Origin of the sequence: Paradesulfitobacterium ferrireducens, assembly GCF_017310645.1 — a bacterium.
GTDB lineage: Bacteria > Bacillota > Desulfitobacteriia > Desulfitobacteriales > Desulfitobacteriaceae > Paradesulfitobacterium > Paradesulfitobacterium ferrireducens.
Genome location: NZ_JAFLRH010000015.1, coordinates 155,582 through 167,511, shown reverse-complemented (window position 1 = coordinate 167,511; position 11,930 = coordinate 155,582). Strand labels below are relative to the sequence as shown.

At 46.5% G+C, this 11,930-nt stretch carries 18 protein-coding genes; 13 read left to right on the top strand and 5 right to left on the bottom strand.

Features of this window, described 5'->3' with window-relative positions; genetic code table 11:
* Nucleotides 1-521: 521 nt before the first annotated feature.
* The 4 genes from J0X21_RS05115 (at nt 522) to J0X21_RS05100 (ending at nt 2,104) form a co-directional block, all read left to right on the top strand.
* Nucleotides 522-779 carry a type II toxin-antitoxin system HicA family toxin gene (locus J0X21_RS05115; protein ID WP_206811107.1) on the top strand — a complete coding sequence of 86 codons (258 nt, stop codon included), beginning with the start codon at nt 522-524 and terminating at the stop codon, nt 777-779.
* Nucleotides 772-1,140 (top strand): toxin-antitoxin system HicB family antitoxin, encoded by a 369-nt coding sequence (locus tag J0X21_RS05110; RefSeq protein WP_206811106.1) that lies wholly within the window; start codon nt 772-774, stop codon nt 1,138-1,140. Before J0X21_RS05115 ends, J0X21_RS05110 begins: the two co-directional genes overlap by 8 nt.
* A 275-nt stretch (nt 1,141-1,415) precedes the next feature.
* Nucleotides 1,416-1,814: a HEPN domain-containing protein gene (locus tag J0X21_RS05105; protein ID WP_206811105.1), complete on the top strand. Its 399-nt coding sequence runs from the start codon at nt 1,416-1,418 to the stop codon at nt 1,812-1,814.
* The gene (locus J0X21_RS05100) at nt 1,784-2,104 is read left to right on the top strand and encodes a nucleotidyltransferase domain-containing protein (protein WP_206811104.1); all 321 of its coding nucleotides are present in this window, start codon (nt 1,784-1,786) and stop codon (nt 2,102-2,104) included. Before J0X21_RS05105 ends, J0X21_RS05100 begins: the two co-directional genes overlap by 31 nt.
* 192 nt (nt 2,105-2,296) lie before the next feature.
* Here J0X21_RS05100 and J0X21_RS05095 read toward each other — a convergent pair whose 3' ends face one another.
* Together J0X21_RS05095 and J0X21_RS05090 are read right to left on the bottom strand one after the other, a co-directional pair.
* Nucleotides 2,297-2,455 (bottom strand): hypothetical protein, encoded by a 159-nt coding sequence (locus J0X21_RS05095; protein ID WP_206811103.1) that lies wholly within the window; start codon nt 2,453-2,455, stop codon nt 2,297-2,299.
* Nucleotides 2,442-2,936, bottom strand: coding sequence for a PIN domain-containing protein (locus J0X21_RS05090; protein WP_206811102.1), 495 nt, complete (start codon nt 2,934-2,936; stop codon nt 2,442-2,444). The genes J0X21_RS05095 and J0X21_RS05090 overlap by 14 nt, the downstream gene beginning before the upstream one ends.
* Before the next feature lie 448 nt (nt 2,937-3,384).
* Between J0X21_RS05090 and J0X21_RS05085 the strand changes: the two genes are divergently transcribed.
* The 7 genes from J0X21_RS05085 to J0X21_RS05055 all read left to right on the top strand — a co-directional run bounded on the left by J0X21_RS05085 (nt 3,385) and on the right by J0X21_RS05055 (nt 8,407).
* On the top strand, nt 3,385-4,014 hold the full coding sequence (locus J0X21_RS05085) for a transposase (RefSeq protein ID WP_236006076.1): 630 nt from the start codon (nt 3,385-3,387) through the stop codon (nt 4,012-4,014).
* A gap of 6 nt (nt 4,015-4,020) precedes the next feature.
* The gene (locus J0X21_RS05080) at nt 4,021-5,559 is read left to right on the top strand and encodes a YifB family Mg chelatase-like AAA ATPase (RefSeq protein WP_206811101.1); all 1,539 of its coding nucleotides are present in this window, start codon (nt 4,021-4,023) and stop codon (nt 5,557-5,559) included.
* A gap of 14 nt (nt 5,560-5,573) precedes the next feature.
* Nucleotides 5,574-6,737: a DNA-processing protein DprA gene (gene dprA / locus J0X21_RS05075; RefSeq protein ID WP_206811100.1), complete on the top strand. Its 1,164-nt coding sequence runs from the start codon at nt 5,574-5,576 to the stop codon at nt 6,735-6,737.
* 215 nt (nt 6,738-6,952) lie between these two features.
* Nucleotides 6,953-7,384 carry a HEPN domain-containing protein gene (locus J0X21_RS05070; protein ID WP_206811099.1) on the top strand — a complete coding sequence of 144 codons (432 nt, stop codon included), beginning with the start codon at nt 6,953-6,955 and terminating at the stop codon, nt 7,382-7,384.
* Nucleotides 7,351-7,704 (top strand): nucleotidyltransferase domain-containing protein, encoded by a 354-nt coding sequence (locus J0X21_RS05065; RefSeq protein ID WP_206811098.1) that lies wholly within the window; start codon nt 7,351-7,353, stop codon nt 7,702-7,704. Before J0X21_RS05070 ends, J0X21_RS05065 begins: the two co-directional genes overlap by 34 nt.
* Nucleotides 7,705-7,876: 172 nt before the next feature.
* Nucleotides 7,877-8,143 (top strand): DUF4160 domain-containing protein, encoded by a 267-nt coding sequence (locus J0X21_RS05060; RefSeq protein ID WP_206811097.1) that lies wholly within the window; start codon nt 7,877-7,879, stop codon nt 8,141-8,143.
* Nucleotides 8,144-8,155: 12 nt separating this feature from the next.
* Nucleotides 8,156-8,407 (top strand): DUF2442 domain-containing protein, encoded by a 252-nt coding sequence (locus J0X21_RS05055; RefSeq protein ID WP_206811096.1) that lies wholly within the window; start codon nt 8,156-8,158, stop codon nt 8,405-8,407.
* 542 nt (nt 8,408-8,949) lie between these two features.
* On the opposite strand, the gene J0X21_RS05050 is transcribed toward J0X21_RS05055, so the two are convergent.
* The 3 genes from J0X21_RS05050 to J0X21_RS05040 form a co-directional block, all read right to left on the bottom strand.
* Nucleotides 8,950-9,105: a hypothetical protein gene (locus J0X21_RS05050; RefSeq protein WP_206811095.1), complete on the bottom strand. Its 156-nt coding sequence runs from the start codon at nt 9,103-9,105 to the stop codon at nt 8,950-8,952.
* 198 nt (nt 9,106-9,303) lie between these two features.
* Complete coding sequence (locus J0X21_RS05045; RefSeq protein WP_206811094.1) at nt 9,304-9,609, bottom strand: type II toxin-antitoxin system RelE/ParE family toxin; 306 nt, start codon at nt 9,607-9,609, stop codon at nt 9,304-9,306.
* Nucleotides 9,602-9,889: a type II toxin-antitoxin system Phd/YefM family antitoxin gene (locus J0X21_RS05040; RefSeq protein ID WP_206811093.1), complete on the bottom strand. Its 288-nt coding sequence runs from the start codon at nt 9,887-9,889 to the stop codon at nt 9,602-9,604. Before J0X21_RS05040 ends, J0X21_RS05045 begins: the two co-directional genes overlap by 8 nt.
* A gap of 349 nt (nt 9,890-10,238) precedes the next feature.
* Between J0X21_RS05040 and J0X21_RS16175 the strand changes: the two genes are divergently transcribed.
* Nucleotides 10,239-10,325, top strand: coding sequence for a putative holin-like toxin (locus J0X21_RS16175; protein ID WP_407947628.1), 87 nt, complete (start codon nt 10,239-10,241; stop codon nt 10,323-10,325).
* Nucleotides 10,326-10,689: 364 nt separating this feature from the next.
* Nucleotides 10,690-11,700, top strand: a complete 1,011-nt coding sequence (locus J0X21_RS05035) for an Rpn family recombination-promoting nuclease/putative transposase (RefSeq protein ID WP_206811092.1) — start codon at nt 10,690-10,692, stop codon at nt 11,698-11,700.
* The last annotated feature ends 230 nt before the right edge of the window (nt 11,701-11,930 follow it).

The window sequence follows — 11,930 nt, the reverse complement described above, 5'->3', positions numbered from 1 at the left end:
AGCAGAAGTTAAGGTTTTTGCTTTACGTGCCAGTTCTTCTTTCTGCTTGCTTATCCTCTTAACCAAGGTTTTTTCCTTGCTGGCTTCAAGCACGCTGGAATGAACGACGAGGAAGCTGTGCTCGAGGGAAGGGTCTCCCATTCGGTCAACCCTTCCCCCGGGGTCGTACCCCCACACAATGGGGAACAATTCTGACAATTTAACGAGTCATAAGGGAGCCGGTTCGCCTTCGGGCGGGCCGGCTCCCTTATGACTCCGCGGCGGAGGCTCACCGCAAAAGTTCGACGGACTGGCCGCAAAAGTTTTTCCGACCGGTCCCGGTCGCCGGAAGCCCATACGGCGCAAGGAAAACCACAGGTCGCTCCCCCGGGGTCTGACCCCCTCAAGATTCGGCAAATACTCACAAGAGAGCCGATTTGCCTTCGGGCGGGTCGGCTCTCCTTTTCCGTTTGGGGTCTAAAAGCATGCATTCTTGACGAATGGTTCCTCATTTGGTATCATAGAGTTGAGGCGGTGATGGAGTGACTAAGTTCGATAAGCTATACGCACAGATAGTAAATAATCCAAGGGACGTTAAGTTTGAGGACCTTGATAAGTTACTAATGCGTTATGGTTTTGAGCGGCGACAGCCGAGGCGTGGGTCTAGTCACTACAATTACTCACATCCAGACCTGGCTGAAGTGATTACAATACCCTTCAACAGGCCGGTTAAAGCAGTATATGTAATTCAAGCTATTGAAGCCCTTCGCAAGCTAGAAAGGAGCGAGTACAGTGAGTAAGGACTTCGAATACTACGTCAACCTTGGCTATGAAATTAAAATCAGGAAACTTTCTGAGGAAGAAGGTGGCGGCTGGTTCGCGCAGATTCCACTCCTACCAGGCTGTATGTCGGACGGAGAGACCCCAGAAGAGACCCTAAAAAACCTTGAGGATGCCAAACGCGGTTGGATCGAGACTAACATGGAATTAGGCAGAGCTATTCCAGAGCCAAGCTTGGCGGACGATTTTTCCGGACAACTAAGGGTCCGGATGCCAAAATCACTTCACCGGACGTTATCTGAGCAAGCCAAAGCTGAAAATATAAGCCTTAACCAATTAATTCTTTACCATCTTTCCCGCGGGGCAGGCTTTAAGGGGTAGCGCTTCCCCGAGGGATTTGACAAAAGTTTCGAGGGAGCTTCCTCCGGAATCTCCCCCCGGGGTCTGACCCCCTAAAGATTCGACAAAGTTTGCAAAAGAGAGAGCTGACCTCCGTCGGGAGTATCGGCTCTCTCTTTCCGTTTGGGGTTTAATAATGCTGATTATGTAAGTAAATTATAAATATGAACAATATGGAAATATATACAAGTAAGTAGTTAAATCGGAAATACAATGTGTTATAATAGATTTAATAAGAAATAGTGGGTGGTGAAATAATGCAACGAGAAGAGATCATAAAATACTGGAGAAATTCAGCAGATAATGATTTTCTAACAATGATGAACTTATTTAATAGTAAAGATTATCATTGGAGTTTATTTATTGGTCATTTGGTGATCGAAAAGCTTCTCAAAGCGTTATTTGTGAAGAACAAGGGGAATGAAAACCCACCAAGAACACATGATTTACTATTACTTGCAAGTAAAGCAGAAGTTGCTGTGGATAGTAAAAGAGAAGATATGCTAGACTTGGTAACTACTTTTAATATAAGCAGTAGATATCCTGATTATAAACTAAGTTTTTATAAGAAATGTACAGAGTCTTATACAGCTGATAGAATATCAGAAATAAAGGAGCTCAGATTATGGTTAATTTCGATACTAGAGAGCAAGTGAATAGTATTGTTATGAAATATGCAAGTAGCCTTAAAGAGCATATAAATCTGCATAGCATATATCTTTATGGTTCCTATGCCAATGGTAATTATAATAAAGACAGTGATATTGATATTGCTGTAGTCGCAGATGGGTTTACTGGAGATATTGTGGAAGATACTTTTATGTTAATGAAGATAAGACGTAAAATTGACAAGAGAATAGAACCTCATCCTTTTTCTATTCACGAATTTACTGAGGATAATCCGATAGTAAAAGAAATCATAAATACAGGCGTAAAGGTTATTTAGCCTCATCTTTGCGCGAGGGAGCTTCGCTCCCCCGGGGTCTGACCCCCTCAGGATTAGACAAAACATCACAAGAGAGCCGATTCACCTTCGGGCGAGTCGGCTCTCTTCCTGCTTTTCGGTCAAACATCCATTCAAACGATCATCCAGATAAATAGAAACCCCGCGCTCACAAGAGGAGAGCACGGGGCTACTTTAGATTCCCAATTTTTTTGTACTCATCACTTTAAGTTTAGACTGTGCTGCACGCTTTTTAATACTCCTGATATACTCTTCTCTGCTCATTCCTTTAGTTTCTTCATAATGTCGGTCTCTTATCTTGCGAATCTCCTTCATTGCATCAGATTCCTTCATTTTCATCACCTTCTTCTTCAATAATAATCTCAGGTGTAATGATTTCGATTTCGCTATAGCCCATTAACCGGTTAATGCCATTGACACCAATAATAGTTCTAAGCTTAACTATATGCTTGAAATTCCATGATACGATAGCAGTACAACCTGATACAGAAGCCGCAGCGACATGAGTGGCATCATCCAAATATTTGCTTGAAAAAACTCCCTCCCTGATATACTTCTCTGCCAACGTGGTGATTTCAGCGTCAATCTCAATAATCTCTAAAGGAGCTTCGTCCATCTTTCTTGTCAATAATGATCTCTTTGGTTCAGCGCATTCTTCAATTTCAGCAGCCACAAGATCAGAAATAAATACTCGGTATTCATCGCGCTCAATAAATTCCCAAAACCTAAGCGTTTTTGACATCTTTTCCGGAACATCATCTGCCTTCAAGTGGCTGATTACCGATGTATCTAGATAAATTTTCAGTTTCTTCATTCGTCCGTCTCCAATCTTTATCCTTAGATATATTATATCGGAAAGCGCAATAAGATAAAAGGAATTACCAGAAAATGTTCCTAACGGGTCGCGCGAGAGAGTCGGCTTAACAGCCGCCTCCCCCGGGGTCGTGCTCGAGGGATCGGCCTGGGTCGTCCCCCGGGGTCGTACCCCCGTACCCCCGCACAATGGGGATCAATTCTGACAATTCGTGAAGGAGTCCTGAGACGGAGGTCTCTGAGAGATAATCTCTCGGGGCCTCTTTCGCGTTAGATAAATCAAGATATTGGCTAGAGAAATTCAGCCAGGCAGGAAGACTATGCGCAACCGCAGTTCCGAGAGCGGAGCCCTGCTCGCAGAGCGGAGAACGGAAGAAATAAGGGCGATTGGTAGGAATATGGCAAGATGTGGCGAATAGTACCATTAGAGGAAGAAAGGAGGAAGAGAGATGGCGCGGAAAAAACGGATATGGTGGCCGGGGGCGAGCTATCATATTATGACAAGAGGAAACCATCGGCTGGAGATTTTCCGGGATGACGAAGATCGCCTTTACTTTTTAAGCGTAATGACTCAGGTGCGGGAAAAGTATCCTTTCCACCTGCATGCCTACTGTTTAATGACTAACCACGTGCATCTGGAGATGGAGACAACGAACGTTGACTTAGGCACGGTCATGAAAATGATCAATATGAAGTACGCGATCTACTTTAATAAGAAATACCGGTTTGTCGGACAGCTTTTACAGGGACGTTTTCGGGCAGAGTTAATCATGGACGACCGCTATTTCTTGTCCATTAATCGCTATATCCATCTAAATCCGGTGAAAGCTAGGATCGCAGCTGATCCTAAAGAGTATCGTTGGAGCAGTTACCCGGTTTACCTAAGTGGGCTTTCCACGTCGCTTGTACATACTGATAAGACTTTAGGATACTTCGACGAACCTAAGGTTGCGAATTTCGAGACGTTTACTCTGAATGGTTTGTTAAAAGGGGAGTCAGGATACGATCTTCCTGCAGCCTTACAATTGGACGATGCTGAAGATGAAGAGCCGGTCCCACTGAAGGAAGAGGAAGGGTGACGCCGAATGGCCACAGTCGTTAATGCCTTTGCTTTGTCTGGCGTCAGTGCCTACCCGGTCGCGGTAGAAACAGTTCTACTGCATGGTCAGCCCTCGATCTCAATAGTGGGCCTTGGAGATACCGCTGTGAAGGAAGCGGCACACCGTTTACAGGCGGCGCTGACACATAGTTCCTATGATTTTCCCAAACTCAAGATTGTAATTAACTTAGCACCGAGCGGGGTAAAAAAGAGTGGTTCCCATTTTGACTTAGCTATGGCTATCGGGCTTATTTCAAGCGGCGAAGTTTTATTGCCGCCCGAAGAATTAGCACAAACTGCGTTTCTCGGGGAGTTATCACTAAATGCGGAATTGAAACCGGTCAATGGAGTTCTGCCTATGGCTATGTGTGCCAGAGACTCGGGGATTAGGCGCTTAATTGTCCCGGTAGACAACTTGGCCGAAGCCAGACTCGTGCGAGAACTGGAGGTTTTTGGGTTCGGCACATTGCGGGAAGTTGTCGATTTTCTCCTGGGTACCTTAGAATATGCACCGCCGGATCGCAGCCTAGAACCAGCGTACTCAGCTCTGCCGGCCGTGGATTTTGCTGATGTGCAAGGGCAAGAAGGCCTTCTGGAGTACGTTATCGCGGCGGTTGCAGGCGGACATAATTTTCTCATGCTCGGCTCCCCTGGGTGTGGAAAATCCATGATTGCGAAAAGGATTCCGACCATTATGCCGAAGCTCACGGAAGAGGAGGCTTTGGAAATCACCAAGATCTACAGTGTTACCGGCTTACTGCGCCAACAAAATCGCTTGATTACCGAGAGGCCTTTTCGATCCCCCCACCATAACGCTTCGCTGAATGCCCTGATTGGCGGGGGTAGTCCAGTGGTTCCCGGCGAGATTTCCCTGGCGCACAATGGCGTTCTTTTCCTGGATGAAATCGCCGAGTTTGAGCGGAAAGCACTGGATGCCTTGCGCCAGCCTTTAGAGGACAAAGTTGTCACTGTTTCCCGTGTGAAAAGCACCAGTACTTTTCCGGCCAATTTTATGCTCGTAGCGGCTATGAATCCGTGCCCGTGCGGGTATCATGGCCAGCCTAAATGCCGCTGCACAGACTACGAGGTGGTAAAGTACCGGCAAAAGCTCTCAGGCCCGATCCTCGACCGGATCGATGTGCAAAAGTATGTACAACCGGTGCCTTTCTTAAGCCTGGCGAGCGCCCGCAAAGGGCCGAGTTCGTTGGAATTGCGAGAGCGGGTGCAATACGCACGGGACATTCAAACTAAGCGCTTTGTCCGGAGCACCGAGGTCAGTGCCAATGCGCAGATGACGGAGGCTATGATCAAAGAATTCTGCCAACTTGAGCCGGATGCCCTGAGACTTCTGCAACTGAGTTTCGAACGCTTTCAGTACAGCGCCCGTACTCATAATAAATTCCTTAAAATCGCCCGCACCTTCGCCGACCTGGAGGGTTCACCTCAAATCCGCAAAAAGGATATGGCGGCGGCTTTGATGGCTCGTGACATGGATAAGGAACATACAGGCATGATGGTGTTTTAACCAGGGGGACGGGAATGAAAGTATATTGGCTGTGGCTTGCGGGTCTGAACGGAATCGGGCCCGTGACCCAGAGAAAACTCTTAGAGGCTTTGGAAACTCCGGAAAGGATATATTTAGCATCAGCTGCCGAAATCAGTCAAATCGCTGGCCGGGCCGTGGCGGCTATTTTAACGGCATCGCGCTCGCTGGATTCCGCGAAACGGCAAGAAGAGGCTCTCGACAGACTAGGCATCAGGCTTTTGACCACCGATGATCCCCTCTATCCGGAGCAGGCGAAATGCCTTTCCAATGCGCCGGTTATCCTCTATTACCGGGGAAGGATCAGGCCGAAGGGGCAAAGTATAGGGATCGTCGGCAGCCGCCGCTGTACGCCTTACGGGAAACAAGTGGCGGTGGAGGCGGCCACATACTTGGCCGAGCAAGGAGTAACGGTAATCAGTGGGATGGCTAAGGGCATCGATAGCTATGCCCATACGGCCTGTCTGAAAGCCGGAGGCTATACGTTAGCCTTCTTGGGAAACGGGGTGGATGTCTGCTATCCGGCAGAGCATCGAGGCCTGATGGAGGAAATCATCCACCATGGCGCTGTTATTTCCGAGTATCCACCATATACCCGGCCGCGTCAGGAATATTTCCCCATCCGAAATGCCTTGATCAGCGCCTGGTCTGACAAAGTGTTGATTGTGGAAGCTGCGGAAAAAAGCGGTGCTTTGATCACGGCCCAAAAGGCGATCGAACAGGGCCGTGAAGTCTTTTCCGTGCCTAACAGTATCTATGCTAAGGAAAGTGCGGGCACGAATAAGCTATTAAGCGTAGGGGCAAAAGCTTATCTAGGCCCTGAATTCCTATTCGCCAGCGATCCGGCCCAAACGGCCGATGCTGCAGATTGCACATCACCGGTCAAGCCGCGGCACGCCAGGCATACAAAAAAGCCGTCAAAAAAGCCGTCAAGCATCGCCAAAAACAATACCGGTTTAGCAACCCTTGTCCTGACACCGCTCGAACAAAGAATCCTCAGCCGTCTCACGCAACCTCTGAGCTTGAGCAGCTTGCTGGACCTTACTGACGGGGATATGCAGAGCCTCCTTGATTGGATCTGCACAATGGAATTGGAAGGAAAACTTAAAGTCAAAGGGCAAATGGTCGAAGCTGGAAGCTGGGGTCGTACCCCCAAATAATGAACATCAACTTGTGTGCCCGAGGGGGCTTCGCTCCCCCGGGGTCTGACCCCCTCAGGATTCGACAAATTACAACGAAACCCGGTCACATCAAAGTGGCCGGGTTTCTTGCCTATTGCTTTACATAAGTCCTTTTATGTGTAGCCCGATAGCTTTAGTTGGGCTCACGTTTGTGGTATAATATGGATGTGGAATATCTGAGGGGGTGTTGTTGATTGGATGCTCTTGAAAAGTTTAGGTATTGGGAGAGCAAGGCTACTTACGATCTTGAGACGGCACGTGCAATGCAGAAGACTGGGAGGTACAACTATGTCGTCTTCATGGCACAACAGGCTATTGAAAAGATTGTAAAGGGTCTTTATGTTCTCTTCCTAGAGCGGGAACCAGCACGAACTCACAATATTTGGCTCGTATTTAATGACTTCCTTGAGAACGAAGGAGTCATAATGACGGCAGATGATGTAGCAAAAGCTACAAAGTATAAGCCTTTTTTTTCAGATCTCCTCTTTTATTACATCTCGGAGCGATATCCTGATTACAAACAGCAATTATCTTCAAGTGTTACAGAGACAAAGGCGGAAGAGGTACTTACAGAGACTGAGGAGGTGTACGTATGGCTACTGTCCCTCAGTCGGTACAAGAATTAGTAAAAGATTATTTAGAAAAGGTTAGTCGTCAAATCAAGATTAGTAAGGCGATTATCTTTGGGTCTTACGCACAAGAACAATTTAATAATGAAAGTGATATTGATCTCGCCATCTTTTCGGATGACTTTAAAGGTATGGACCCAATTGATAGGTTTAGATTATTGTTCTTAGCGTCGACTGAATATGGAGTGGATTTACAGCCGTTGCCCTTCACCGTCGATGACTTGGTTGAACCTGCTGGGCTGGTTGAGGAGATTGTTAAGACGGGTGTAGAGATTCCCATTCATGCTCGAGGGAGCTTCGCTCCCCCCGGGGTCTGACCCCCTCAGGATTCGACAAATTACAACGAAACCCGGTCACATCAAAGTGGCCGGGTTTCGTTTACATAAGCGCTATTATCGGATTCCTATCAGAATCATATCTGCTTGAATCTTATTAGTTGCTAAGGTAAAATGTTTGTAAAGGATTCTATTTTTTGGAGGAGTCTTTTTAATGCCAGTTTTGTCTATTTTTTATGGTATTATTGTTAGAATGTATAAGGAAAGTAGTGGCAGACATAATAGGCCACACATCCATGCCGAGTATTCAGGAAATGAGATAGCAATATCCTTAGACGGAGAAATTCTTGAGGGTTTTCTTCCCTCTAACAAGTTGAAACTACTTGAAGCTTGGATGGTTATTCATAATGATGATCTTGAAGCAAATTGGAAATTACTTTCGAATGGAGAGCAGTTCTTTAGAATTGACCCATTAAGATAAGGGGGTGTCGCAATGCTGCAACCTAGAATTTTGAAAGTAGAGCCTATGGAGGCATATAAGCTCAGGCTTAAATATGAGACAGGCGAGGTTAGAATATTCGATGTGTCACCGTATATTGAAGGGGACTGGTATGGCGAGTTGGCGGATAGAGACTATTTCCAAACTGTAAGAGTTGTCCCGGGGGGTTCGGGTATTGAATGGATTAACGGACAAGACATTGCACCACATGAACTCTATGAAATGAGTTATAGCTTCTCAAATTAACAGGGCAGTGGAACGGCGGGTTTACCTATTACAACGAAACCCGGTCACATCAAAGTGCGCGGGGGAGTCGGCCAACAGCCGCCTCCCTCGGGGTCGTACCCCCACACAATGGGGAACAATTCTGACAATTTAACGAGTCACAAGGGAGCCGGTTCGCCTTCGGGTGGGTCGGCTCTCTAGCTCGGGCCGGAACTGGCATCGCAGGAGCCCATTCCTAGTTGCCAGTTATTCCCAAAAAGAGTCTAGTACTTACCGGAATTTGTCGAATCGGTCACGGATAAACTAACGAAAAACAGGCCTCAAAGAGAGAAATCTCTTTCGAGGCCTGTCTTGTCTTGTGGAGAATTGTGATATAATGTATCCGTACAACTGAATTAGGCGGGTGGGCGGCCGAATCCCCTTGAAGGGGGGTGAGGCTTATGACTGTGTTTGAGGCTTTGATGCTGGCAATATCTTTCGCTGCATTAGTTATCAAGATAATCAAAGAAGCGAGAAAAAGCAAGTAGCCCGCCCCTGACCTGAAGGGAGCTACTTGCTCTTGATTAGGTGCCGCCTATCGCGGCCAGTTGTACAAGCCGGGATGTTAGCGCATCCTGGCTTTTAATATACTTTCCACGTTTATTATAGAACATACGGCTTAAATATTCAACATCTTCCCCAGGGGTCGTACCCCCGCACACCCCCGCACCCCCGCACACCCCCGCACCCCCGCACACCCCCGCACAATGGGGATCAATTCTGACAATTCGTGAAGGAGTCGTAGCTGATCCTAAAGAGTATCGTTGGAGCAGTTACCCGGTTTACCTATTACAACGAAACCCGGTCACATCAAAGTGGCCGGGTTTCTTGGGTTTCTTGGCTCTGACTGTGTCTGACTGGCGCCAGGCAAGCGCCTGTCACTTGATAAGTTTGGTCAAATCCATCTTGGCATAGACGATCCTATGAATTTCAACCGTCCGCTCCTTCACCACATAGAAAACAGCATAATTCTTTACTGGTAAAAGTCTATATTCAGCATCCAATGCCTTGATTGGCTGATAAACCTTGCAGGAATAAGGGAACTGTTGTAGCCGGGAAATTGATTCATCCATGGCATCCAGTAAATCCATTGCTGCTTTTGGTGCTTTCAGATGGTCAGCAATATAACTTGCAATATCGTTCAAATCCTTCCTTGCCAAAGGCAAATATCTGATTTCATACATTATCAGATTTTATCCTATCAGAAAGCTTTGCCCTTAATTCATCAAATACATCCTTATGGGAATACCTTTTGCTGGTTGTCTCGGCTTCTAACTCAGCTTCCTTAAGCTTCAAAAAAACTTCACTTTGAAACTGGTGACGCTCAAAAGTTTCCATGCTCATAACAACCATATCTCCATAACCATTTTTAGTCAGGAACACTGGTTCAGCGGTTTCATGGACAACCCTTGAAATTTCAGCAAAGTTATTTCGCAAATCCGATACAGGTCTTATCTGTGGCATAGTATTCTCCCCTTAAACTAGGTTAGCATAATATTATCATAATTATGCTAACACTTCAATTGAATTTTGAAATAACTTTTCAACTGCCTGTTTACGGCGTGTGCGAGGGGGCTTCGCTCCCCCGGGGGGCTTCGCTCCCCCGGGGTCTGACCCCCACACAATTTAGACACAATTCACTAGGACCATCGTCGAAAAGAACCAGGAGAGCAATCTCCTGGTTCTTTGTTGGGCCGAAGGTAGAGAATATTCGCTAAGATTATCGAATACGATGCAACCTCATGGTATAATGCACTTGTACAACTGAATCAGGCGGGTGGGCGGCCAAATCCCCGTGAAAGGGGGTGAGGCCATGACGGTATATGAAGCTATGATGGTGACAATTGCATTTGCTGCTCTCATAGTAGTACTGCTCAAAGAAATGCATAAAAGCAAGTAGCCCAACCCCGTCCTGAAGGGAGCTACTTGCTCTTGTTTGGTGCCGCCCACTGCGGCCAGTTGTACAGCCGGGGTGTTACAGCATCCCGGCTTTTATATGCTTTCCATCTCCATTATAGAACATACAGGAAATCTATGCAATACCCCGCGATCACTCAGTTATGCGTGCGCGAGGGAGCTTCCTTCGGAATCTCCCCCGGGGTCTGACCCCCTCAGGATTCGACAAATTACAACGAAACCCGGTCACATCAAAGTGGCCGGGTTTCTGACGTTAATTGCGCTTATCCTTTATAAATATTTAAGAATCCTCAGAACTACTCCCGACCGTTAAAAAATGGTATACTAGTTAAAAGGATGGTGTTTCTATGTCGGTTGAACTTATTGACCTAAAGATTGATTTCGGTTTCAAACTGATCTTTGGCCGGGAAGGTCAGGAACCCTTGTTAGCTGCCTTTCTGAATGCTATTCTCAAACCTGCGGCGGGCAAACAAATACAATCCTTAACCTACATGAACACCGAACTCAGTAAAGATAATACCGACGATAAAGAATCCAGCCTAGATATCCGGGTGGTCACCAAAGATCAAAGGCAGATCAATATTGAAATTCAGTTAAAAGATGAGCATAATATGGATAAACGCTCTCTCTACTATTGGGCAAAGCTCTACAGCCGTCAATTATCTGAGGGTATGGCCTATGCACAATTAAATTCTACGATCACGATTAACATTCTCAATTATAATTACTTGAAAGAAACAGATGAGTTTCACAGTACCTTTCACTTATATGAGCAGAAGAAACAGTTTATGCTCACCGATGCCTTGGCGATGCACTTTATTGAATTGCCTAAACTTCGTAAGAAGTGGCGGGCGAAAGAGATTACACCGCGTCAAGATCGATTGGTACGTTGGTTGTTCTTGCTGGATGGCAATGAAAATGAGGAAATCCGTAAAGAACTGGAGGCGATTGCCATGGAAGATCCGATGATCAAGCGGGCGATGAAGGATTGGGAGAATATCAGTGGCGATCCTAAGCTGAGAGAACTATATTTTGACAGGAGAAAAGCCGTTTTGGATCGAATGGCGGCTGCTAAGGAGGCGGAGCTGAGAGAGGAAAGGGCAGAGGCCCGAGGTAGGACGGATGCCATTTGCCAATATCTCGAAGCACGCTTTGGCTCAGATTCGCAAGCTCTTCAAGAAACCGTTTGTTCGCTGACAGACTTGAATGTACTAAGCCGAATTATGAACAGGATTTTCCTAGTTACTTCTTTAGATGAGGCAAAGGCGCTCATTCAAGAGCTATTGCGCGAGGGAGCTTCCTCCGGTCGCTCCCCCGGGGTCGAGGGAGCTTCCTTCGGAATCTCCCCCGGGGTCTGACCCCCTCAGGATTCGACAAAAGTTGGATTTGAGGAACCAGATACTTAATGGAGTAGTTCCGTTGAGTTAAGAAACTTAACAGCAATTAACGTGCGAAACCCGGTCACATCAAAGTGGACGGGTTTCTAGTCGTTAATTGCTGTTAGCCGTCCTGTTAGATCACCGTCAGAACTACTCGAAAGCATTAAAAAATGGTATAATATAAAAAAGGATGGATCATTGAAATTCGG

Coding starts and splice junctions, on each gene's coding strand:
- J0X21_RS05055 (WP_206811096.1), top strand. CDS start 8,156: ATGCTGCAACCTAGAATTTTGAAAGTAGAGCCTATGGAGGCATATAAG.
- J0X21_RS05080 (WP_206811101.1), top strand. CDS start 4,021: ATGGCCACAGTCGTTAATGCCTTTGCTTTGTCTGGCGTCAGTGCCTAC.
- J0X21_RS16175 (WP_407947628.1), top strand. CDS start 10,239: ATGACGGTATATGAAGCTATGATGGTGACAATTGCATTTGCTGCTCTC.
- dprA (WP_206811100.1), top strand. CDS start 5,574: ATGAAAGTATATTGGCTGTGGCTTGCGGGTCTGAACGGAATCGGGCCC.
- J0X21_RS05040 (WP_206811093.1), bottom strand. CDS start 9,889: ATGCCACAGATAAGACCTGTATCGGATTTGCGAAATAACTTTGCTGAA.
- J0X21_RS05100 (WP_206811104.1), top strand. CDS start 1,784: ATGGTTAATTTCGATACTAGAGAGCAAGTGAATAGTATTGTTATGAAA.
- J0X21_RS05090 (WP_206811102.1), bottom strand. CDS start 2,936: ATGAAGAAACTGAAAATTTATCTAGATACATCGGTAATCAGCCACTTG.
- J0X21_RS05065 (WP_206811098.1), top strand. CDS start 7,351: ATGGCTACTGTCCCTCAGTCGGTACAAGAATTAGTAAAAGATTATTTA.
- J0X21_RS05095 (WP_206811103.1), bottom strand. CDS start 2,455: ATGAAGGAATCTGATGCAATGAAGGAGATTCGCAAGATAAGAGACCGA.
- J0X21_RS05105 (WP_206811105.1), top strand. CDS start 1,416: ATGCAACGAGAAGAGATCATAAAATACTGGAGAAATTCAGCAGATAAT.
- J0X21_RS05060 (WP_206811097.1), top strand. CDS start 7,877: ATGCCAGTTTTGTCTATTTTTTATGGTATTATTGTTAGAATGTATAAG.
- J0X21_RS05035 (WP_206811092.1), top strand. CDS start 10,690: ATGTCGGTTGAACTTATTGACCTAAAGATTGATTTCGGTTTCAAACTG.
- J0X21_RS05085 (WP_236006076.1), top strand. CDS start 3,385: ATGGCGCGGAAAAAACGGATATGGTGGCCGGGGGCGAGCTATCATATT.
- J0X21_RS05045 (WP_206811094.1), bottom strand. CDS start 9,609: ATGTATGAAATCAGATATTTGCCTTTGGCAAGGAAGGATTTGAACGAT.